Origin of the sequence: Lactobacillus johnsonii ATCC 33200, assembly GCF_000159355.1 — a bacterium.
Taxonomy (GTDB): Bacteria; Bacillota; Bacilli; order Lactobacillales; family Lactobacillaceae; genus Lactobacillus; species Lactobacillus johnsonii.
Window position 1 is genome coordinate 270,358 of record NZ_GG670121.1, and the last position, 21,346, is coordinate 291,703.

Annotated in this window: 22 protein-coding genes and 1 pseudogene; 7 read left to right on the forward strand and 16 right to left on the reverse strand. The window is 34.0% G+C overall.

What is annotated here, in order from left to right; genetic code table 11:
- Window positions 1-106: 106 nt before the first annotated feature.
- The 6 genes from HMPREF0528_RS06430 to HMPREF0528_RS06455 form a co-directional block, all read right to left on the reverse strand.
- Window positions 107-3,040, reverse strand: a complete 2,934-nt coding sequence (locus HMPREF0528_RS06430; protein ID WP_004896026.1) for an LTA synthase family protein — start codon at window positions 3,038-3,040, stop codon at window positions 107-109.
- Entirely contained in the window at window positions 3,037-3,657 is a 621-nt protein-coding gene (locus HMPREF0528_RS06435) for a glycerol-3-phosphate acyltransferase (protein WP_004896027.1), read from the reverse strand. Before HMPREF0528_RS06435 ends, HMPREF0528_RS06430 begins: the two co-directional genes overlap by 4 nt.
- Window positions 3,657-4,766: an LCP family glycopolymer transferase gene (locus HMPREF0528_RS06440; protein WP_004896028.1), complete on the reverse strand. Its 1,110-nt coding sequence runs from the start codon at window positions 4,764-4,766 to the stop codon at window positions 3,657-3,659. The genes HMPREF0528_RS06435 and HMPREF0528_RS06440 overlap by 1 nt, the downstream gene beginning before the upstream one ends.
- A gap of 127 nt (window positions 4,767-4,893) precedes the next feature.
- Window positions 4,894-5,775: an aldose 1-epimerase family protein gene (locus HMPREF0528_RS06445; protein ID WP_004896029.1), complete on the reverse strand. Its 882-nt coding sequence runs from the start codon at window positions 5,773-5,775 to the stop codon at window positions 4,894-4,896.
- Between the two features lie 290 nt (window positions 5,776-6,065).
- Window positions 6,066-6,929, reverse strand: coding sequence for a GRP family sugar transporter (locus HMPREF0528_RS06450; RefSeq protein WP_004896030.1), 864 nt, complete (start codon window positions 6,927-6,929; stop codon window positions 6,066-6,068).
- 71 nt (window positions 6,930-7,000) lie between these two features.
- Complete coding sequence (locus HMPREF0528_RS06455) at window positions 7,001-7,714, reverse strand: hypothetical protein (protein ID WP_004896031.1); 714 nt, start codon at window positions 7,712-7,714, stop codon at window positions 7,001-7,003.
- A gap of 136 nt (window positions 7,715-7,850) precedes the next feature.
- On the opposite strand from HMPREF0528_RS06455, the pseudogene HMPREF0528_RS06460 reads away from it, so the two are divergent.
- Window positions 7,851-9,261 (forward strand): annotated as a pseudogene (locus HMPREF0528_RS06460) (DHA2 family efflux MFS transporter permease subunit).
- Window positions 9,262-9,320: 59 nt separating this feature from the next.
- Here HMPREF0528_RS06460 and HMPREF0528_RS06465 read toward each other — a convergent pair.
- On the reverse strand, window positions 9,321-10,253 hold the full coding sequence (locus tag HMPREF0528_RS06465) for a glycosyltransferase family 2 protein (protein WP_004896036.1): 933 nt from the start codon (window positions 10,251-10,253) through the stop codon (window positions 9,321-9,323).
- A 19-nt stretch (window positions 10,254-10,272) separates the two neighbouring features.
- Window positions 10,273-10,710: a GtrA family protein gene (locus tag HMPREF0528_RS06470; RefSeq protein ID WP_004896037.1), complete on the reverse strand. Its 438-nt coding sequence runs from the start codon at window positions 10,708-10,710 to the stop codon at window positions 10,273-10,275.
- A 183-nt stretch (window positions 10,711-10,893) separates the two neighbouring features.
- Between HMPREF0528_RS06470 and rpsN the strand changes: the two genes are divergently transcribed.
- A complete protein-coding gene (gene rpsN / locus HMPREF0528_RS06475) occupies window positions 10,894-11,151 on the forward strand; it encodes a 30S ribosomal protein S14 (RefSeq protein ID WP_004896038.1) in 258 nt (85 codons plus the stop codon).
- Between the two features lie 464 nt (window positions 11,152-11,615).
- Here the strand turns inward: rpsN and HMPREF0528_RS06480 are convergent, their stop codons facing one another.
- Window positions 11,616-12,950 carry an RNA-guided endonuclease InsQ/TnpB family protein gene (locus HMPREF0528_RS06480; RefSeq protein ID WP_004896039.1) on the reverse strand — a complete coding sequence of 445 codons (1,335 nt, stop codon included), beginning with the start codon at window positions 12,948-12,950 and terminating at the stop codon, window positions 11,616-11,618.
- A gap of 98 nt (window positions 12,951-13,048) precedes the next feature.
- Between HMPREF0528_RS06480 and tnpA the strand changes: the two genes are divergently transcribed.
- Window positions 13,049-13,513, forward strand: coding sequence for an IS200/IS605-like element ISLjo5 family transposase (tnpA, locus tag HMPREF0528_RS06485; protein ID WP_004896040.1), 465 nt, complete (start codon window positions 13,049-13,051; stop codon window positions 13,511-13,513).
- Between the two features lie 217 nt (window positions 13,514-13,730).
- Here the strand turns inward: tnpA and HMPREF0528_RS06490 are convergent, their stop codons facing one another.
- The 7 genes from HMPREF0528_RS06490 to HMPREF0528_RS06520 form a co-directional block, all read right to left on the reverse strand.
- Entirely contained in the window at window positions 13,731-14,123 is a 393-nt protein-coding gene (locus HMPREF0528_RS06490; RefSeq protein ID WP_004896041.1) for a hypothetical protein, read from the reverse strand.
- Window positions 14,124-14,138: 15 nt separating this feature from the next.
- Window positions 14,139-14,846, reverse strand: coding sequence for a DUF6287 domain-containing protein (locus HMPREF0528_RS06495; protein WP_004896042.1), 708 nt, complete (start codon window positions 14,844-14,846; stop codon window positions 14,139-14,141).
- A gap of 97 nt (window positions 14,847-14,943) precedes the next feature.
- Window positions 14,944-15,552, reverse strand: coding sequence for an LPXTG cell wall anchor domain-containing protein (locus HMPREF0528_RS06500; protein WP_004896043.1), 609 nt, complete (start codon window positions 15,550-15,552; stop codon window positions 14,944-14,946).
- The gene (locus HMPREF0528_RS06505) at window positions 15,545-16,402 is read right to left on the reverse strand and encodes a hypothetical protein (protein ID WP_004896044.1); all 858 of its coding nucleotides are present in this window, start codon (window positions 16,400-16,402) and stop codon (window positions 15,545-15,547) included. Before HMPREF0528_RS06505 ends, HMPREF0528_RS06500 begins: the two co-directional genes overlap by 8 nt.
- A gap of 202 nt (window positions 16,403-16,604) precedes the next feature.
- Window positions 16,605-16,997 carry a type II toxin-antitoxin system HicB family antitoxin gene (locus HMPREF0528_RS06510; RefSeq protein WP_034525286.1) on the reverse strand — a complete coding sequence of 131 codons (393 nt, stop codon included), beginning with the start codon at window positions 16,995-16,997 and terminating at the stop codon, window positions 16,605-16,607.
- Window positions 16,998-17,014: 17 nt separating this feature from the next.
- Window positions 17,015-17,224, reverse strand: coding sequence for a hypothetical protein (locus HMPREF0528_RS06515; RefSeq protein ID WP_004896046.1), 210 nt, complete (start codon window positions 17,222-17,224; stop codon window positions 17,015-17,017).
- 146 nt (window positions 17,225-17,370) lie between these two features.
- Window positions 17,371-18,063: a 2,3-diphosphoglycerate-dependent phosphoglycerate mutase gene (locus tag HMPREF0528_RS06520; protein WP_004896047.1), complete on the reverse strand. Its 693-nt coding sequence runs from the start codon at window positions 18,061-18,063 to the stop codon at window positions 17,371-17,373.
- A gap of 161 nt (window positions 18,064-18,224) precedes the next feature.
- Between HMPREF0528_RS06520 and HMPREF0528_RS06525 the strand changes: the two genes are divergently transcribed.
- From HMPREF0528_RS06525 to HMPREF0528_RS06540, 4 genes are all read left to right on the forward strand, one after another.
- Window positions 18,225-18,647 (forward strand): PAS domain-containing protein, encoded by a 423-nt coding sequence (locus tag HMPREF0528_RS06525; RefSeq protein ID WP_034525287.1) that lies wholly within the window; start codon window positions 18,225-18,227, stop codon window positions 18,645-18,647.
- Window positions 18,648-18,732: 85 nt separating this feature from the next.
- On the forward strand, window positions 18,733-19,560 hold the full coding sequence (locus tag HMPREF0528_RS06530; RefSeq protein ID WP_004896049.1) for a DUF6612 family protein: 828 nt from the start codon (window positions 18,733-18,735) through the stop codon (window positions 19,558-19,560).
- 20 nt (window positions 19,561-19,580) lie between these two features.
- Window positions 19,581-20,363, forward strand: a complete 783-nt coding sequence (locus HMPREF0528_RS06535) for a hypothetical protein (RefSeq protein WP_004896050.1) — start codon at window positions 19,581-19,583, stop codon at window positions 20,361-20,363.
- A 12-nt stretch (window positions 20,364-20,375) separates the two neighbouring features.
- A complete protein-coding gene (locus HMPREF0528_RS06540) occupies window positions 20,376-21,338 on the forward strand; it encodes a Gfo/Idh/MocA family protein (protein ID WP_004896051.1) in 963 nt (320 codons plus the stop codon).
- The last annotated feature ends 8 nt before the right edge of the window (window positions 21,339-21,346 follow it).

The window sequence follows — 21,346 nt, forward strand, 5'->3', positions numbered from 1 at the left end:
ACTTAACCTGCCTAGCTTACACCAACCGCTAGTTCTCTGAACACTGAATTAAGTGGCTACTATATTACCTATGATCATAAGGGAGAATGGCTATTTAGTCAACTGCTTATTTATAAAAACCCTTAGTCTCTAAACTGTATCCTTTCCCAGCAGACATGTCATATTGAATTAATTGATAATCCTTTAGTAACTCTTTTTGTTTCTTAGTTAATTTCTTCTCAGAAACTTGCTTACCATTTTGATCGATTAATTCAAAGCCATCATCTCCAGAATAGTTAATAGTGATAGCAGGTAATTCTTGATAAATCTTAGTAAGCAAGGCTTGATAAGCTGTTACTTTTGAATTAGTTTGCTCTAAAGCCATTGGAATAAAGGAAGCTGTTGAGACATATTTATTTGGCTTGATTTTACTCTTAGCACCATGCTCACGGGCATACTTATTTGAATAGATAAAGTAGTTCGTTGCATGTAATTTTACCGGATACTTGTTTAATTGTGTCTGATCAATAATTGCTGGGTAGTGGTCACCATAAAATACAAGGGTAATTGGCTTATTGATTTTATCAATCTGTTTAATGAACTTTTTCACAGCCTTATCTGTGTATTCAATACCTTTAGTATATGCAGCAAAACTGTTTTTAGTATTTTCATCAGAAATTAGAGACCCACTAACATTTTCTTTATATTCATTTGGAGAATAATAATCACCATATGGAATATGGTTTTGCATTGAAATTAAATTGATAAACTGACCATCTTTTTGACTATTAATTTGTCGCAAACCATTTTGATAAGCTGTCTCATCAGATAAATATGGATTAGTTCCAATAGTCTTTTTGTCGTAAATCTTATACTTAGAGCCTAAGTAAGCAAATTTATTAAACTTAAAGCGACGATAATTATCAATTCGGCCGTAGAATGTACCATTAAATGGATGTAAGGCACTGCTGTACTTAAAGTCCATTCCAATTGTTGGATAAAACTTGTAACGGAATGTAACTTGCGTGTATGGCGTGACTGCAGTAGAAAATACTCCCATGTTAAATCCAGTTAAGGATTCATATTCCATATTTCCAGTTCCGCCACCATAACCAGCACTAAGCATGTGGCCAGAAGTAGTGGTTGTCATCAATTTTCGAATATATTTAATTGGATCACGAACATCATTAGAAATCTTAACACTTGGGAATTCTTTTGGATCAACAAAACTTTCGCTAAGATTAAAGACAAGTGTTTGATCACTTAACTTATTCTTTCTCGTCTTATTAATGCTTACTGCTTCATTCTGATATTTTTCAACTACTTTTTTTATGGAACTTTCTGAGTAATTAGCTGGCTTATCCATGATCGGCACTTTAATAAAGTCTAGAAAAGTCAGAATTGAGCCGTTAGCTCCCGTACTATCTGGTGGATTTCTAAAGTTAGGACTATTATCAAAGCCCTTGGAAATATAATAGATCGGTGAATTTTCATCGTTAAACCACAAAGGTGTAATTAAAACTAAGAGGCTAATAACCAATTTTACCCAGCTTGATTTTTTACGCTTGAGATTAATTGGAAACTTCTTTTCTAAAAAGACAATTAAAACGATTAGGACAGCTAATCCAATTAAAATATAGATTAAATTATTTGTCCCCATCATTGGAATTAAAGTTTTCCAATTAACAATTTCACCAATTTCGGTTGGATAAACGGGCTCTTCTCTCAAGCTCATTTTAATGCCATTAGCAATCGCAATTCCTAAACCCAAAATAGTTGGAATACTTGCTGCTACCCAGAAGTGCTTGGTAATTACATAAAAGACTTCAAAACATGCTAGAAGAAAAATACTGGACAAAATAACAGTTCCAAGTCTACTGGTAAAAATATAAGTCAAGGTAACGTTAACATTACTCTTAAATGTAAAGAAACCAATAATACTTACAACCATAAAATATGCAAAGAGACATATTATTGGCCTATGCTTCTTAAGGAAATTTAAGCCGCTGTTTAATAGATTAAGAAGATCATTTAAATCTGTGCCAGTAAATTTATTCAGAAATTTTTGCACATGCTTGTTTGATAGAACAAATCTATTAAAAATAAAATTAATAATAAAACTTGCGATCAATAATGACAAAATTAAGAGAAAAGTGACTTTTTTACTAACAGGAGCCAGTAATAATTGAAGCTTTTCCTTCCATAAAGTCATTCCATAAGCAGTTGTCCCAAAGATAATTGCAGGAATTAAAAGAGACAATGCACTATGTGATACATCTACCAACCATTTTCTAAAAAGTAATCCGCCAGTTACTACAAATAAGATCATCAATGGCGATGATAGACTCATTAACAAGCTCGTATTCCATGACATGTTCATCTGTGTGAAGACAACAGCTTGTGGAGTTTGAATTGGTATTAATTGAATAGTGAAATAATAAACTGCGGGAAGTAAGATTACTGTTGCAACTGTTAAGGCAGCTACTAGCCTCTTAGATACAGTAATTTTTGAAATAAGCATTCCCCAGGCAAATGGCAATACCAAATAGAGGCCAAAAATACTATAGCTAGTTAAAAGCGAATTACCTGCACTTAAGGTAAAGATCAAAATTGTAATTGTAGTTAATAACAAAACATTTTGCTTAGTACTTAACTTATTTTGCAGCCTAAAAATAAAAGGTTGAAAGAATAAAGAAATAATAATCCCACTAAATAAAGCTGATGTACTTGTTAAAACGGGAAAGAAGATTCCCCATAAGTTCCAAGCAGAGAAAAATTGCGGCAAAGAAATAACGAACACTAGATAAAAGATGACTAGGGTAATTACTCCTTCAAGCCAACTTTTAACTGTTTCCTTAAAGCTGTATTCCTTGTCACCATAGCTCATCCCATACCAAACCATCACGGCTAGCTCTACTAAACCAATCATTAAACCAATTTTTGTTCGGCCAGCAACGGTTGGCGGATTATAATTCCAAAAGCCTAAGGTTTGAATTAATATTCCCAACAGTAAAACTATAAGTAAAATCCACTGGATTGTCTTTTTCAATACTGATTTCATTTGTATATCCCCAGCTTTTTCTTAATTGTGACTAATACATCCACACGCTTACCCTTACCAGTAAAGAAATCGACAATATCTTTTCTAAATTGAAAAATCATGATTAAGGTAGCAATTAAAAAGATTAACCCTTGTTCCCAGCCAAAATTAATCCAAGTAAAAATGCTGAATCCTAACATATAGACCAACGGTGGTATAGTAAGGTTCTTCATAATAATGACTAAAAATAGGCCAATTAATAAAGCAATTAAGCCCGCTCTCCAATCAAAAAAGACAATCCACAATGCAGTGACTGCTACTCCTTTACCACCCTTAAAATGATTCCAAAATGGGAAAGAATGTCCTAAAATCACTCCAAGACCTGCAAAAGACAAATCTAGACGATTACCATGATAAATAAAGTAAACAATTAACAAAGCAGCTAAAGTTTTGGCTAAATCACCAATGCAAGTCAGAATACCCCATTTTTTACCAAAAACTGCTCCGACATTAGCCGTTCCTGGATTACCAGAACCGTATTTAGTCGGATCTTTATGCAAAAATATTTTTGTAACAATCATAGCAAAAAGGATATTTCCGAGGAAATATCCTATTACTAGCGAGACAAATTCATCCATTAGTACGCTCTATCTCCATTCCATAATTCATCCGTATGCGGATCATATATGTAGTATACCTGATTAGAGTCACCACTGTTCCAATTAAATTGGGAATTCATTGAATTTTGATAAGTTTCATTATTATCAATATCCATCGAATCTAACCCAAGATCATTTCTCACAATATTTGAAATTCTTTGTAATTCTCTATCAGACATTACTTGGTACGAAGCGTCTCCAATCATTGCTCCTACACCATGCAAGTAGTCACTAGACATATTGTTAGTACATTTACGATAGTTTTTACTAATCTTAACCATTGAATCAAAAGTTAAGTTTGTCCTCAGGCTAGTAGACACTGAACCTAAAATTGAATCTAAATTTTTGAGAGTATTAAAGGAAAGTGCGTGCTCTAAAACGGACATAATGACCTCACGCTGTCTCAATTGACGACCGTAATCTCCCTTAGGATCGTCATAGCGCATTCTAGAGTAAGCTAAAGCTTGACTACCATTTAAGTGAACTGTTTTTCCTTTAGTAAAGGTATAGCCATCATAAGTAAAGGTCAATGGTGGCGTCACTGTAATGCCACCAACTCCATCAACAATCTTACGCATGCCACCCATATTCATCGAAATATAGTATTTTATTGGCACATTGAGAACTTTACTTGTGGTCTGCATTGCCATCTTTGCTCCGCCAATATTATAAGCGGCATTAATTTTATGCACACTAAAGCTATCTGTACCAATCATCCGGGCCATTGTATCACGTGGAATGGACATTAAAGAAAGTTTCTTTTTGGCCGGATTCACGGTCACTAAAATCATTGTATCTGAGTTTCCGCGAACTTCTTTTCTGCCAAAGGCTCCAGTATCTGTTCCTAACAACAAAATATTAAAGGGCTCCTTACCAGAAAAGCTATCTTGCTTGACTGCTGTTTTAGGATCATAAGTTTTATCAAAAGCATTTTTTGCTTTTAAATAAACGGAACCTGCATAAATTCCAAGTCCTAAAAACAAAACTAAAACTATCCCAATAATAATTTGAACCTTTTTTTTCTTATTATGTTTTTCTCTATTCAACTCAACTCTTGAGTGAATAGGTTCTTGGGGCTTATTATCCATAATATTCTTTCTCAAACTTTCTTAAAACAAGGATATTATAGCAAAATCACATTATTAAAACTTAATTATGACAAATCTTAACTAATTAGTAAAAAAGGGGAAAACTTATTGCTTCCCTCTTTCTATCTTATTTTAAAGTAATTGTTGTTGAAAAATGTGTGCTTTCATCTGGCTTTAAGAAGTTATTTCCCTCTTTTTTCATCCAATCAGTTAATTCGTCACTTTTAACATCAGGTAGTCCAGCAAAAGGCTCCATACATAAGAATTTAGCTTCTGGATCTGTCATTGTCCAAAGTGCCACATATGGAAAATCTTCTAAAGTTAAAGAAATCTGATGGTCAGATTTTGCACTCGATAATACAATTCCAGTTAATCCAGGATTGTTAATAATAATCAACCCATCATCAAATTCTGAATATGATAAAGGTAACGTACTTTTTTCTGCCTTAGGTACTGGAATAACTTTACCATTTCTAAATGGAATAGGATCAATTTGGAATTGAGTTAATTCTGTAACTTCTGGACTTAATGAAACTTCATAATCAGAAAATTCCAATTCATCTCCAACGATTGGAACATTAAATCCTGGATGGAATCCAAGACCAAAAGGCATCGTTTCTTCTGAATTATTTTTAACTAAAAACTCTACCTTTAATTGGTTAGCCTCTAACGTGTAAGTAACCATTAGACTAAAGTGAAAGGGATAAACAGTTAAAGTTTCTTCATTTTCAGTTAAAGTCAAACTTACTCTATCATCCCCCTTGTCCACAACTGTCCAAGGATAATCCCGTGCAAAGCCATGTTGTTTCATCTCATATATTTTTCCATTTAAAATATATTTATTGTCATTCGATTTTCCGATTACCGGAAAAAGAATCGGAGCATGTCTTTCCCATTCACTCCCATTCCAGATATAGTCGGCATTCGTAGTCTTATCAACTACATGAGTAAGTTGAGCGCCGACCTCATTAATTTCAACCTTTAATTGGTTGTTTTCAATTGCTAGCATCCATTGTCCTCCTAAACAATTTCGACCAATCCCATTTTGAAAATATCACGCCATACTTAATATGTCAACCGTAAGCGATAACATATAATTTATTATTGAATTTTCTATTTCTTTACTTGTTATTTAACTTTAAATACTTTTTTATTTGTTAAAAAGCTCTATGTATTTAACTTGACTTTTAATTTAGTTCTAATACAATTAAAAGTGTTCTAATATTAAAAATGATTTATGAATTAGGACAAGTTGATACAAAGAAGGCATCCCAGACGTGGGATGCCTTCTTTCATTCCTTAGAATAATGTAGTTAACATTGCACCGCCAATAATTAAAATTAGGCCTGCAATGGTAAAGATCAAGCCTTTGCGAGTTTTCTTTTCGTGTAAGAAAATCAAACCACCTAAAGTAGAAATCACTACACAAAGTTGAGAAATAACGAAAGCCATGTTAACTCCGTTATCTTGAACAGAAAGAATGTAAGCTAATGCGGCAATTGCATAAAGAATACCTGCCCCACCACTTTGAACTGTAGATTTTTCTTTCCAAACATGCAAATTCTTAGTAACCAATGTATAAATAAATACAGCTACTAACATACCAAAAGTTTGACCAAAGAAAATAGAAATGCTGTTTCCATGTAAAGCCTTTGGAATAGAACTTGAAGTAATATATCCAAGTGAAGTTAAAACAAGCAAGATAATAGTACTTACTTGATTAGATTTGTTTCCTTCGCTTGTTCCACGATCAGTAAATGAAGTTAAAACAACTCCAATGATCAAAACTAAGATTCCAATGAAGCCGTAAAGTTTAGCTTGAGGGCTGCTCCACTCACCAAAAGCAAGTACCCCAACAAGAGGAACCCCGATTAATTGTAAACCGGTAGAAATTGGCATAGTTTCAGAAACACCAATTTTTTCATAGGAAATATATTGACCAACTTGACCAATCACCCAGCAAACTCCTCCTAATGCAGAAAGCAAGAAGAGTGACCAGCTCATTGCTGGATGCATAATTGCCATTACAATTGCGCCAAAAATAAATGAAGCAGCAACAGTACCAACGATTTGATTATAAACTGTACTATTCTTTACACTTGCAATAACTAAGGGCATAAGTCCCCAGCCGATTGCTGGTAAAAACAAATAAATATATTTCATAATTTTGTATCTCTCCCAAATTTTTAAACAATTAATTCTATCAAGGATCGATACAGTCTGACAAGAGCTAATTATGAAATCCTTTTCTTTTTCATTAAAATTCTGTTACTCCGCCAAACTAGAATAAGTAAAATAGCCTCTCCAACTAAAGGCAGAAAGATAATATTTAAAGAGGTGGCACTTGCAAATAACATATGCAAAACAACTGCTACTAAAATCATGATCCAAGAAGTCCATCTTCTAAACCATGGTTGCCAAATACTTCCCGCTAAGACGAGATAATATACACACAGAACAAAACCCAAAATAAGTAGCCAAGTTTGTCCCTGTACTGTAAAGATCTCAGCTCCCATAAGAGCTGCAAACCCGCTGATATAGGCTAAATATGCTAAAACCAGCATCATGACAAGTCTAATGATTAAAAGCTCACTATTTTTTTGATTCATGACTAAATTATTTTTGAAAATTACCATTCCAATCCAAGTTAGTAAAAGCAAAGCAATCACTAGACCAATAGTAAAATTCATTGCCATTTGATTAGTCATGAAAAAGACAATAATCAAAATCAAACCTAATTCATAGTAAAAATTAAGTGCAAAAATACTGCTCTTTAGCTCCATCGGTAGCCAAAGTAAAACTATCGCAATAATAAAAAAGATAGCACATCTACCTTTGAGCCCTTGATCAACTAGAGCATAGTTAGGTACATAGACCAAAGTAGCAGCCAAAACTCCTAGAAGAGATAAAGCAATCTTTATCCAGATATCTTTTGTTAATTTTTTCATTCGTAAATTCTCCCTTGTTCAAATTATCGCACTTTTCAAATTTAGAATCTTCAAAAAAATTACTTACGAGAAAAAATTTTTCTGTTAGTATGATCAGCGACGCTTTTTTAGAAATTAAATACAGGAGGAATTTTTTTTGGAAGAAGTACAATCACAAACACGTCCTGAATTAAAGCCGCTGATTTTTGTTGCTCATCCTTGGATGGCAATGGCTGCGCTAATGATCGGAGCCTTTGTAGGGATGTTATCTGAAGCATCTTAAACATTGCTTTGCCGCAATTAATGAGCGCTTTTCATGTCGGAAGCGGTACTATTCAATGGCTCGTTACCGGCTATATGTTAATTATCGGTATTATCTTGCCACTTTCAAGTTTGCTTACTAAGTGGTTTACAACACGACAATTAGTTATTTTTGGTCTATGTGCTTTCTTATTTGGAGCGATTATTTCTGCCTTAGCACCTAGTTTTGAAATTTTACTTTTAGGAAGAATGATTCAAGGAATCGGAACAGGCATTGTCTTACCGCTAATGTTTACTGTCGCAATGCAAATTTTCCTGCCTAATCGTTTAGGGGCAGCAATGGGTGTTTGCGCGATGGTAATTATGCTAGCTCCCGCAATCGGACCAACAGTTACCGGTTTAATTTTAGCCAAATTATCTTGGAATTGGATTTTTTGTATGTTCGTACCATTTTTGGTAGTAGCAATCATTTTTGCTTTTACTTCATTAAAAAACACAACTAAAATTACTAGGCCTAAAATCGATTATCTTTCTATTATTGAATCGGCCGTAGGTTTTGCCAGTTTGGTGGCTAGTGTTAGTTTAGCCTCTGACCTAGGCTTGACTTCTGTACCTGTAATCGGATTATTTGTTCTAGCAATTATTGTTTTGGCCCTTTATGTTCATCGCCAACTTATGTTAGAAAATCCAATTTTAAATTTAAAAATATTTTCTATTCCACAGTTTCGAACTGGTGCCCTGTTAGTCATGATTGATTTTGGTATTATTTTGTCAGCAATGTATTTATTGCCACAATTCATCCAAAATGGACTTTCAATTGCTGTGGCCCTTACCGGTATCATTATGCTTCCAGGCGGTATTATTAATGCTTTAACCTCCGCTAATTTATGACAGCCAAGGGTGCTAAGAGACCTACCATTTTAGGTTTTATTATTGCTTTAATCGGTGCCCTAATGCTTGCCTTAGCTGCCCCAACGGCTCCGATTTGGTATATTATTTTAGCTCAGATCATTCTAATGATTGGTTGTCCACTAGCTATGTCGCCTGCCTAAACTTATGCTCCAAACGCGATTCAAGGACCAGAATCTGCTGATGGTTCAACAATCATGAATACCCTTCAACAAATTGTAAGTGCGATTGCGACTGCTATTGCAACGATTTTATTAGCTACAGGACAAAGTACTGTAGCTGGCTCCAGTGCTGTTAAATTCACTAATGGTACTCACTACGTCTTTTACTTCACTTTAGTTTTAATTGTAATTGGCCTATTATTAAGCCTAACTATTAAAGAAGACCAAAACTCTTAAATTTTAATATTTCTCATTAAAAAACCGAAGCTCCACGTGAACTTCGGTTTTTGTCATATTTATTTTTTCTCTTTAATAATATAAATTGGTCGATTCTTAACTTGTATATATACCCTACCAATATATTTACCTAAAATACCAATGCAAAGAAGTTGCAGACCACCCAGTAATAATATAATGCATACCATTGAAGCCCAACCAAAAATGCTTGAACCTGGGTAAAGCACACGACGGATAATCACTGCTATCAATCCAATAATTGATAAAATAAATGATCCTGTACCAATCCATACAGCCAAGTTAAGCGGAGCCTGAGAAAAGTCGGCAATCCCATCCATGGCGTACTTGAATAACTTCCAAGTGTTCCAGTCACTTTCACCAGCAACACGTTCAACGTTGTGATAGTCTAAGTATTTGGTCTTAAATCCAACCCAAGAGAAAATACCCTTTGAAAAACGGTTGTATTCAGGCATATTCAAAACTGCGTCTACCATTTGACGAGTCATCATTCGATAATCACGAGCTCCTGGTACGATTTCAGTATCAGAGATCTTATTAACCACCTTATAAAACATATCGCTTAAGAAGGACTTAAATTTAGCTTCTCCAGTACGATCCACTCTACGGGTTCCAATACAGTCGTATTCTCCGGTTTTAATTAGATCATACATTTGTGGTAAGAACTTAGGAGGATCTTGTAAGTCAACATCCATTACAACTACATAATCTCCAGTTGCCGCTTGAAGTCCAGCGTAAAGAGCGGATTCCTTACCAAAGTTTCTTGAAAATGAAACAAAGTGTACATGCTCTGGATCCTTCTTGCGTACTTCTTTAATTTCTTTTAGGGTATTATCCTTCGATCCATCGTTAATAAACCAATATTCTGGTTCTAGATCAGGAATAGTATCCATTACTTTATTCACTGCGGGATAAAAAAGTGGTACAGATTCTTCTTCATTATAACAAGGTACTATAATTGATAATTTTTTCATACTTTAACAGTCTTTCTTATTACTTTCTAACGTCTACTTTTGGTTTAGTAGTTTTAATTTTTCTAAAGGTAAGTAACTTATTAATTACAAATTGGATCAAGGTAGCGATAAATGTAGAAACAGCCTTTACAATCAATTGATTATAGCCAAGTTGAGTTACAAAAATAAATAGGCAGACAGTTGTAAACAAAGTTGTAATTTGTCCTACTAAATAATAGGAGATAAATCTTACTAATAATTTATCGTGAACCTTAAAGTTAAGAAAACTATTCCAGAAAAAGTTGTTGATCAACCCACAAGATGATGAAATAAAATTAGCTACTTCGACTTGCATCTTAAAGTGAGTTAAAATGGCAAAAATTCCAAAGTCAACACCTAATCCTAACACACCAATTAATACATAAATTATTAGCTGTCGCAAGTCTTCATTATGAAGTATTCTTTTAAAAATACCCACGGCTTATTTTCCCTTCTTTAATCAATCATTACTTATTTTAAACTAATTCTTTTTAAAATACTTTCTTTTTGACAAATTATTAATAATTTAATACAATGTGCTTACTTTAAGTTAGCTCGAATTAGTCATTTTTTATTCTTAATTAAACTATTTTTTATACTCTATATTCGAAAGGAAAGATATATGGCAAAAAAATCCAAAATCGTTAAGGCTGCTAAGCAGCGTGAATTAATCAAGAAATACTATGAATTAAAAGAAGCTGGTGACGTAGAAGCATTAGCAAAATTACCGCTTGATGCTCACCCAACTCACTACCATAACCGTGATTTACATGATGGTAGACCACATGGTTATATGCGTAAGTTTGGTATATCACGTTTACGCTTTAAAGAATTAGCACACAAGGGACAACTTCCTGGTGTGCGTAAAGCTAGTTGGTAAAATTATAAAACTAGTTCTTAGTTAAATCAAAATTTAAACATATAGTCACACTTTAGACATTCCTGTTGGAATGTCTTTTTTTGTATTTAATACTACAAATTCTCAATTCATATTTTGATATAATTTTTATTAGGCTTTTATAGATAGCTAATATAAGAGCTTAGTAACTTTTCATGGCTCTACACCCCTCACATATATTTTAGGTTACGGAGGTGGAAGTCATGATAATTTGGATAGGCTAGAGTGTTGGTCTGCCTTGATAATAGCTGCTATTGCTATCGGCATTGTCGTCAACTACCCCAGAATGAATTCTGGGCTTGGTGGTTCGTTAGCTTGCGCTAACTATTTCACCAATTTGCTTAGATACAGGCTTAACTTGCTTGAATTGCGAAAATCCAAACAGCGGTTTTCCCAATTACCAAAGCCTTTTGAGTCCGCAAGTTGCCAAACGGACTGCAGTCTATTTAGATTGCTTTTTTTATTTTAGGATTTTTCCAAATACCTTTGCTTTTTTCTAAGATGTTTACAGAAGCATTCCAATCTCTTATGTGATAACTTCCGCATACTGGGCAAGTCCATTTCCGATCCTTAAGCGTAAGTTTCTTATAGCCGTTTTGTCCCATTATGTTTCCGCAATTATGACACCTTTGCGTAGTAAATTTTGGGTCAATCGTGACAAACTTTTTGCCATGAAGATCAGCTTTATATTCGAGCATGGTTAAGAAACTCCGCCATCCTGCATCAGAAATAGATTGGGCAAGAACATGATTCTTTAACAGATTTTTACTTCTTAGTTCTTCGGCTACTACTAAATCGTGGTTTTTGATTAATGCAGTAGAAAGAACGTGCAAAAAGTCTTGTCTCTGTCTGCGAATCCTGTCGTGCAGTTTAGCGACGGCTAGGCGCTGTTTTTGATAGTTCTTGGATTCACACAAAGAGCGTCCTTCTTTTTTGGCTCTGCGTTCTCTACGTGAAAGTATTCTTTGAGCGTGGGCGAGCTTTTTCTTGGCTCTGCAATAAAACCTTGGATTAGCTACCATTGCACCGTTAGAATCCGTCAAGAAATTATCCAAGTTAAGATCAATGCCGATCTGCTTTTGTGTTTTAGCATAGTCTTTGACAAAGGCAATATCACTTCCCAGCTGTAAAGAAAGATAAAACTGATCGTCTGCCGTTTTCTTAATTGAAGCAGTGCCGATTCGAGTAGGAATACGGTCAAGCAGGCGCTTTTTAATCAGCTTGCGCAATCCTACAATTCTCACTGTTCCTAGTTTAGGAAGCTTAACATGCTTAGCGTCAATAAATCTAACCGTGCCATTATCAAGATAGGCTTCGTCTTGCTTTATGTACTGACAGTTAGTCTGATATGACCAGTTGTTTCGTTTCTTGTGAAAGGTTGGTATTCCATAGCCAATTTTATGATAGTTTCTCCATGCTTTGTGATAATTTTGAATTGCATTGGCGATAGCCAAGCTATCAATGTCTTCAACACGCAAGAAATCATACTTATCTCTAATATTTTTAGGTTTAGAAATTAAGTCTTGCGTATCAATCATTCTTAATGCTTGTTGATTTTCATATTCAGACATTCCCTGCATTACAAAGGGCAAACCGCTGCTAAGCTGTTTGATCCTATTGGCCTTTTTAACGTGATAGATCAAACGGCCAGCGCCAACGTATTGGTTATAAACAAAACGCTGTGCGTCATAATTCTGCTTAATCATTTTCTTTTGATTATTGCTAGGATAGAACCTTACTTTTACGCCAAAGTGATATTCAAAACTGCTCATTCTTTTCATTTTTTCACTCCCTTTATTGATATGATTTAATCATAGACTATGTAGATATTATGATCAATAGTAAACGCTTATAAACAAAGAGGATAACAGTATTTCCTATGATAAAAAAGAAAGACAAAATAAAAGACGCAGGCTATGAAAAGCACTACGTCTACAATACTCATTATCATTTGATTTGGTGTACCAAATACCGCAATCAGATTTTTACAAATACCAATTTAGCCGAAGAAATGCGAAAGCTTTTATTGCAGATTGCCGAGGATAATCAAATTAAGATAGAAAAAATGGAGATCATGCCCGAACATGTTCACTTATTGGTTAGCTTTAAGCCTTCTAAATCTGGTTCTAGTGTAATCAAGGCTCTAAAAGGCAGAAGTGGCAGGTTGTTTTTGCAGGCACATCCTGAAATTAGGCAAAACAAGATGTGGGGCGGACATCTATGGTCGCCAAGCTATTATTTTGGCAGTGTAGGCAATATGTCAAAAGAAGTGGTAGAGAAATACATCAACGATCAAGTCTATAACGCAATCAAAGACGGTAAGCACTATCCATCCCCGCATTAAAATACGGGGATTTACGGGCGAATCTCATTAAACGCATTGGGTATTTTCCTAATCCGTGCAGCAATTGCTTATGCAATAACAAAAAAGGCTAATCACAAGGATTAGCCACACAATCAGTCATCTTAAGTTACGATTGAAGGTAGAGAGTGCGAGTCTCTATCTCCTTTTCTTTTACAATTATATAAGATTTTGAAGTGAATATCATCATTAATATATTTTAGCTTTGTCTGGTAAATTCAATATTTTTGAGGATACCGAAAATATCACCAGCAATTGATTTTACTTTAAATGATTTTCGATCATCAGCTAACTTAGCACGCATAATTACTTCATCATCTTCATTTTTTATTTTTAAATCATTACCGGACAATTCATAAGTATCATTTTCTGATGTCGTACCATTTGTCATCTTTACTTTTTTATCATTAGAAAATTCTAGTTTTGTTTTTGATGTCACACCTAAAAATGTTGCTTGGTTAGTATAAGTTCCAGCTAAATGATGAGATCTATAATTACTCCATCCAATTAAGGAGATAATTGCTACCAGAACTATTACCGCAACTACAATCCAGTTTGCTTTGTTTTTCTTTGATTTTTCGTAGTTATGCATTAATTGACCTCTTTATTACTCTTTCTCAAAAACCATGATTGTACTCATTCCGCTTTTCCAAAATACAATTAAGTTCTTTGAAGATGGAGCTTGTTTTTCACCATTAATTACAAAATCAGTAGAACCTGCTGGATAGAATGAAACAGACCAGTTAATTTGAGCATCATGTAATGAACCAGTTAAACTATTCTGCGTTTTTTGGAAGGTTAAGGGATGTAGATCGTCGTTATAACTTACTCCATCTTTATTAACAACTACTTTATCGCCGCCCACCATTTGGATTGTATTTGGAGTTACAACCAAGGTAATTGGATTTTCAGTATTCGCCTTGTCTTCTCCACCATCTCGAACAACAATTTTTGTGGATTTCCAGGTTCCAGCTAAGCTGCTATAGTTTCCTTGCTCAATCTGATCAAAGTTCATCTTGTTATCACTGTTATTGCTTTTAGCAGTGTTTTTTGTTTCTTTTTCAGCTTTAGTATTGGATTGCTTTATACTAGAGCTACTTTCACTCTTATTAGCCGAACTAGAGCTAGAAGATTGTTCACTGTCCATTTCTTCTGCGCTATTTTTAGACTCGCCGCTTTGGTTCGAGCTCTTTTTAGTAGAAACTACTGAACTTTTCTTACTATCATGGTTTCCACTACTCGTATTTTGATTACTACAGCCTGCTAATAAAAGTGTTGACAATATTGCTGCTGTAATTAATACTTTCTTTTTCATTACTTATCTATCCATACTTTTATTCTTCCTATTACTCATAAAAAAAGCATATTCGATTAGGAATATGCTTTTATAGATACTAATTTTATACGCTTAATTAGTCGTTCTTTCTCTTCTTACTTGCACCTAAAGCACCTAATCCAAGAGAAGCAATTGACAAACCAGCTAAACTTGCAAATAAGCTAATCTTTTTGTCAGTTCCGGCTTGTGGCAATTTATTTTCGGTAGCTTTTGCTTGTGAGCCCTTTGCTGCAGCAGCTGGTGTAGTAGAAGTAGTCTTTACTTCATTTGAAGCATTCTTTGCTGGAGCAACAACTTTAACATCAGTAGTTTTTTCAGTTGCAGCTTTAGTATCATTCTTAACTACACTTGCAGTATTTTCAGTAGCTTTGTTTTCACTCTTAACTACATCAGTGGTCTTAGTATTTGAACCTTCATTCTTAGCTACTGGAGTCTTAGTATCAGAAGTAGTCTTTGATGAAGTAGTTGAAGACTTACTTTCAGTAGTTTGGTTAGTATTTGATGATGTGTTTGTAGTTGATTGATCTTTCTTTGAAGTAGTATCGTTTGTTACTTTTTCAGAAGATTGATCCTTCTTTGCATCAGTTGCTGATTGGTTCTTGTTGTAAGAAGCATTTTCATCTGATTTGATACCGTGATTTCTGTTGTAGGCGTCATAATCAATTTTTAATAGTTCTTTAGTCATATGCTGGAAGACCATTGTTTCTACCGTTATCATCAATATCATAAACTCGAACAACACTAGGATCGGTATACTTCAAAACCCACTGTTCATCTTTTCCAACATTCTTTGCTACAAAAGGAGCTAATTTATTAGCATAGTTATCTGCTTCATTTTTATAATCTGATACGGATAAATTAGTTCGTGCACTTATTAGTGTTCCAAGATATGGATAAGTAATAGCACCATATAAACTTTCTAAGGCTTCATTATTACGTCCTTGCATTTTAAGTCTTTGACTATCGCTCGGACTCATTTCGTAACCAACATTCAAAATTTCGTTTGGAACATGCGTATCAATTAATGCTTTAGCAGCATTGTTTTGATCAGTGGACAATTGGGTTTTTCTTTCATTAAAAGTATCATCAAGATATTTGTCTACTTTTCCTTTTGTATCTACTAACTGTGCATCGATTTTATCAAAATGTATTTGATCTTTATTTTCAATTCCATGTCCAAACCAATAATTCTCGTTTTTTACAATATTAGATAAGGGATCCGACTTAGGATAAGCAGCATCATAGTTTCTTGCTACTATTCCTTTAACTGGAGAATTAGAATATTTTTCCTCTATACGTTCTTGTTGAAGTGGATTCTCGTCAGGAACTCCTTGTCTACTATTTATAGTTTTTTGTGCACTAGCAACATTTAACTTACTGCTACCAGCATTAACTGTGTTTTGCTTAACTTCCGTGCTATTAGCATTGTTATTATTTACTGCTTGTACATTGTCAGCTTTAGCAACATTTCCATTAAGCGCAAATGCTCCAGCTACAAACAAAGCAGACATCAACATTGTTGTTCTTTTCTTCATTTTACATCCTCCAAAAAAATAATAAATAACAGTTTATACAAGCGTAGTTTAACCCCCCCCATTTTCAACTAAGTCAAGCCTTTTCACACAATTTGTTGTAATTTTTTACACCGCTTTAATAACTTTCCCTTTATACCAACATTTTCCAAAAACAAAAAATTCCGAAATTTATCATCAATTGATAGAATTTCGGAATTTTTTATTATTGGTAATTCAATTTTTCCCTAAGTGCTTCTGTTAGTACTTTGGAAAAATTAATTTTCTTTTTCTCAGCTTGGAGAGCTAGCTTAGCAGGTACAGTTACATTTTTTCTAACAGTTTTTTCAAAGTTAGCTGCTGATTTTGTTAAATCAGTCGATACTAATGCGACAAAAGCGCCAGGATCCTCTATTTTAATCTCAGCGGGATCAGTCATTTTTGGCAATTTCTTTTCATCAAACAAAATTGTTCCCAAAGCATCTGCTGCCATTTCAAAAGCATCTTTTAGTCCATGTCCTTCAGTAATGGCTCCCTTAACATCGGGAAAACTAATAAAGTAAACATTATCTTCAATTGGTTTAAAGATTGCTGGATATGTTACAATTCTTTCTTTCATGATTATTCCTTTCATCACTATCTTTTTAAATTAGCAGGTTCTTCAAGACCTAGTTCTTTATATAGAGCTTTTACTGTATAATATGATATTTCTCGATGTCTAGCTAACGGTGCCTTTAATCCATTCCAAGGATTTGTTACACGTGCATGTCTATTATTTCTTTTACCTTCATCAATTATCATCCCTTTGTTAAGTAGATCTTTGATGATATCCCTTCTTTTAACCACTTTTTCTCTCCTTGCTGATAATTATACACATATGCGCATAAATTAAAAACATTTACTACATTTATAATTACGCAAAAAGAGGTCTTTTTTTCCAAACAAAAAAGCCCCGACTTATGTCGGAGCTTCTTTTACTCAAGAACTAAAAATTAGTCGTCAAGCTTTTCTTTGTTAACAACATCTAACTTGTCGTCAAATGTGTAAACAACTGGTTCACCAGTCTTCATTTCTAAGTCCATAATGTCATCATCAGAGATGTTTTCAATGTACTTAGTTAAAGCACGAAGTGAGTTACCGTGTGCAGCAATAATAACATTCTTGCCGTCAAGTAAATCTGGAGCAATGTGATCTTCCCAGAATGGCATTACACGATCTAAAGTAACGTGTAAGTTTTCTGCCTTAGGAACGATATGTGGATCAAGATTTGCGTAACGACGGTCATGTGCTTGACTGTATTCGTTATCGTCATCAATAGCTGGTGGCAAAACATCGTATGAACGACGCCAAATGTGAACTTGTTCGTCACCGTACTTTTCAGCAGTATCCTTCTTGTTTAAACCTTGAAGAGCACCGTAATGACGTTCGTTTAATCTCCAAGTCTTAGTTTCAGGAATCCAAAGTTGGTCACTTTCTTCAAGTGCGTAGTGCAAAGTCTTGATAGCACGAGTTAATAATGAAGTGTAAGCTTGATCAAATTCAAGACCATGTTCCTTAATTAAACGACCAGCCTTCTTAGCTTCTTCAACACCTTTTTCTGAAAGGTTTACATCAACCCAACCAGTAAATTGGTTAGAAAGGTTCCATTCACTTTGACCGTGACGAATTAAAACTAATTTCGACATGAACTGTATCTCCTTTAAAATTCAATGTTTCACTAACTATTTTACACGCTTATTCAAAATTTTCATAGGAATTACGAAAAAAAGCTTGATTAATTCACAAAATGTTTAATGTTAAAATAACGATAGATATATTAATTTTGATGAATTGGAAGTATTTAATTATGGAAAATATCAAGTTAGATGGTGGGCATCTCTCACTTGAACAGCTAAATGCAATTTTTAGAACAATTCCACAAGAAATGGACGTTTTAGATGAAAACGACCGTGTTGTCTGGTCCTCTATGAATGAGAAGCGCTTATTTAAGCGTACTGAAAAAGTTATAGGTAAGACTGTTTTTGAAGTGCATCCCGGCCACAGTCAAAAGCATGTTAAGGAAGTTCTAGATCAAATGCACGCCGGCAAGCGTAAAAACATTTCAATTATGATTACCAAAAAGAAACAACCAATTAACATTTCCTTCTATAGTCTTCATAATGAACATGGTAAATATATTGGCTGCATTGAGGTAACCCAAGCAGTAAGCAACTTACAAGTTAAAGGCAGTAAATTACGCAATATTTTAAATGTCCTTAAAAAGCACTAAAGTTAAGCTCTTAGAATACTTTTTTCAGCCAAAAATAGAGTAAAATAAAATAAGATAGATACATTTATTGGGGGAATATATTTTTATGAAGAAAAAATTCAGCTTCCTAATTTTATTGGGAGTAATTTTATTTTCTTTAACTACAGCTTGTTCAAATAAAAGCAGTAAACAAACAAAGAGTACTGAGCCTTCTGCAAGCTCATTAATCAATGCAAAATTTAATTCTAGCTTTGCTAACGGTCACTTCACTCAAACCACTAATTCTGATGAAATGAGCCAAAAGTCAAAATCAGAAGGTTTATTCAAAAACAAAGGTGATGTAACTAATCTTACTTATACCTTAACTCAAAAGAAAAAATCTCAAACTGAACAAATGTGGCTTACCATGAAGGACATGTACTTACTTTTAGAGCAAAACAAGGGTCATTGGATTAAAAACTCAATTGATGCAGACACTTTTGATCCTGATCAAGTAAAGGAAAGATTCGATCCTGCAACTTTTAAGAAAATTAATAAAGCTTTTGCTAAAAAAGCCACTGTTCAAAGAAAAAATGGAAATTATGAAATTAGTTTTGATGGTACTGATGCCAACCTATGGAATGCTGTCAATCCTTTGATTATTGATGCCATGAACACTCCTGGTTCTCAAAATATACAGGTGGCCCGCTTAGTAAAATCAGCTCAAGTTCAAAATCTTAAGATCACTTATTTAATTGATCCAACTACCAAAAATGTCGAATCAATGACCTTTAAGGCCCAATATACTGCTGGCGGAAAATATAACTTCACTTGGAACCTAACTTATGACCAATTAGGTCAACACAGTGATTTAGCCGTTCCTTCTGACATTCAAAAGAATGCAATTAGTGCTGAAGACATCAAGAAAGCACAAGAAGAACAAAATAATCAATAATCATTTAGAAAGATACACTGATGGAAAAAAATAAAATCAAAGATAAAAAGATTATTTTTTCTAACAATCAAGGCGGCAAAATTGCCGCTTTAATTTTAGGTATTATTATCCTAATAGTAGTAGTCTGGGGCGCAATTATTGCATTTAATAAGCCAAGCGTTAAAGATGCATTAACTACGGCTGCCAATACCAAAATTGCTACTGCACGCGTTAATGTTAAAACTACTAATGCAAAGTCAAAAATGTATTCAAATTATGTCGTCGGTCTAGATAATGCCATCCATATTACCATGAAAAGCATCCCTAAATCTGATACTAATTCTGAGTTATGGGGTAACAAAGACTATGTTTACCACCGTGATGGCACGAAACAATGGAATTACATTAAACAAAATGCCATCTTCAGTGAAGTTTATTCAGGCTATAAAAAGCTCTATACTGCACATGATTTCACCCAATTTTCTGACGATGCCTTTAAGCATATGACACTTAAATCTAATGGATTTAATAGTTATGTTATTTCCTATAAGGGTGATAATAGCGACGTAATTAAAAGCATGCAAAAAGCGACTACTGTCGCTCCCACTAGCGATCCGCAATCAACCAATGTTAAAAATATTGATGTACGAATTTCGATTAATCGAAAAAAACAACTAACTGATATGTACTATAAAGTTACTTATAATAGTAAGAAAGAAGGTATTCTCACCTTACATCTTTATGACATTAATAAAGTTAAAAAATTAACAGTACCTTCCTCAGTTACTAAAAATGCTAAAAAATTAAATTTTAAACTTAATTAAGGAGATTTTATTATGAAACTAGGCATTATTGGCTCAGGAAAAATTGTTCATGATTTTCTATCAATTGCTGATCAAATCCCAAATCTTGAACTTGCGGCTCTTTCAACTACTAAAAGAAGTCATCAAATTGGTCTTGAATTGCAAGAAAAATACAATATTTCAAAATTATATCAAGACAATACTGACCTATTTAATGATGCTAATGTCGATACTGTCTATGTAGCTGTTCCAAATAGTTTGCATTTTAGTATTGCCAAGGCCGCATTAGAAGCAGGAAAAAACGTCATTTGTGAAAAGCCATTTGTTGCTACAACTGATGAAGCACGTGAATTAAAAGAAATTGCTGATAAAAACCAAGTAATTATTGTTGAGGCGATCACTAACATTTATTTAGAAAACTTTAAATTCATTGAAGATAACTTAGCTAAAATTTCCCCCATTCATGTCGTTAATCTTAATTACACTCAATATTCAAGTCGCTATGATGCTTTCTTAGAAGGGGACATTCAACCAGCTTTCGATCCTAAAAAAGATGGTGGGGCTCTAATGGATTTAGGCATCTACAACTTACACATTATTATTAAATTATTTGGTAAGCCAGATTCTGTTAAATATTTCCCAACTATTCAAAAAAATATTGATACTTCTGGTATCCTTCATTTGGGATATTCTGATAAACAGACCAGTTCAATTGCTGCTAAAGATAGCTTTTCACCTAATGTCAGCACCATTGAAGGTGAAAAAGGTGCACTCATAATTTACGGCCATCCTAATGAAATGCCAAAAGTTGGCATCCAATTACGAGGAGAAGAGCCGAAAGTTGTTAACTACAACAAGTATTCTCATCGAATGATTGCTGAATTTATCGAATTCACTAAGATTATTGATCAACATGATTTTACAGTTGCTGATCAAGCTTTTACCCATAGTCTAAATACTCTAGCTGTTTTACAAGAAGCAAAAAAGCAACGTTAACAAAAATG

What these genes read in the sequence shown, in the direction of transcription:
- HMPREF0528_RS06430 (WP_004896026.1), bottom strand. Translation starts at nt 3,040, where the DNA reads ATGAAATCAGTATTGAAAAAGACAATCCAGTGGATTTTACTTATAGTT.
- HMPREF0528_RS06435 (WP_004896027.1), bottom strand. Translation starts at nt 3,657, where the DNA reads ATGGATGAATTTGTCTCGCTAGTAATAGGATATTTCCTCGGAAATATC.
- HMPREF0528_RS06440 (WP_004896028.1), bottom strand. Translation starts at nt 4,766, where the DNA reads ATGGATAATAAGCCCCAAGAACCTATTCACTCAAGAGTTGAGTTGAAT.
- HMPREF0528_RS06445 (WP_004896029.1), bottom strand. Translation starts at nt 5,775, where the DNA reads ATGCTAGCAATTGAAAACAACCAATTAAAGGTTGAAATTAATGAGGTC.
- HMPREF0528_RS06450 (WP_004896030.1), bottom strand. Translation starts at nt 6,929, where the DNA reads ATGAAATATATTTATTTGTTTTTACCAGCAATCGGCTGGGGACTTATG.
- HMPREF0528_RS06455 (WP_004896031.1), bottom strand. Translation starts at nt 7,714, where the DNA reads ATGAAAAAATTAACAAAAGATATCTGGATAAAGATTGCTTTATCTCTT.
- HMPREF0528_RS06465 (WP_004896036.1), bottom strand. Translation starts at nt 10,253, where the DNA reads ATGAAAAAATTATCAATTATAGTACCTTGTTATAATGAAGAAGAATCT.
- rpsN (WP_004896038.1), top strand. Translation starts at nt 10,894, where the DNA reads ATGGCAAAAAAATCCAAAATCGTTAAGGCTGCTAAGCAGCGTGAATTA.
- HMPREF0528_RS06480 (WP_004896039.1), bottom strand. Translation starts at nt 12,950, where the DNA reads ATGAAAAGAATGAGCAGTTTTGAATATCACTTTGGCGTAAAAGTAAGG.
- tnpA (WP_004896040.1), top strand. Translation starts at nt 13,049, where the DNA reads ATGATAAAAAAGAAAGACAAAATAAAAGACGCAGGCTATGAAAAGCAC.
- HMPREF0528_RS06490 (WP_004896041.1), bottom strand. Translation starts at nt 14,123, where the DNA reads ATGCATAACTACGAAAAATCAAAGAAAAACAAAGCAAACTGGATTGTA.
- HMPREF0528_RS06495 (WP_004896042.1), bottom strand. Translation starts at nt 14,846, where the DNA reads ATGAAAAAGAAAGTATTAATTACAGCAGCAATATTGTCAACACTTTTA.
- HMPREF0528_RS06500 (WP_004896043.1), bottom strand. Translation starts at nt 15,552, where the DNA reads ATGACTAAAGAACTATTAAAAATTGATTATGACGCCTACAACAGAAAT.
- HMPREF0528_RS06505 (WP_004896044.1), bottom strand. Translation starts at nt 16,402, where the DNA reads ATGAAGAAAAGAACAACAATGTTGATGTCTGCTTTGTTTGTAGCTGGA.
- HMPREF0528_RS06510 (WP_034525286.1), bottom strand. Translation starts at nt 16,997, where the DNA reads ATGAAAGAAAGAATTGTAACATATCCAGCAATCTTTAAACCAATTGAA.
- HMPREF0528_RS06520 (WP_004896047.1), bottom strand. Translation starts at nt 18,063, where the DNA reads ATGTCGAAATTAGTTTTAATTCGTCACGGTCAAAGTGAATGGAACCTT.
- HMPREF0528_RS06525 (WP_034525287.1), top strand. Translation starts at nt 18,225, where the DNA reads ATGGAAAATATCAAGTTAGATGGTGGGCATCTCTCACTTGAACAGCTA.
- HMPREF0528_RS06530 (WP_004896049.1), top strand. Translation starts at nt 18,733, where the DNA reads ATGAAGAAAAAATTCAGCTTCCTAATTTTATTGGGAGTAATTTTATTT.
- HMPREF0528_RS06535 (WP_004896050.1), top strand. Translation starts at nt 19,581, where the DNA reads ATGGAAAAAAATAAAATCAAAGATAAAAAGATTATTTTTTCTAACAAT.
- HMPREF0528_RS06540 (WP_004896051.1), top strand. Translation starts at nt 20,376, where the DNA reads ATGAAACTAGGCATTATTGGCTCAGGAAAAATTGTTCATGATTTTCTA.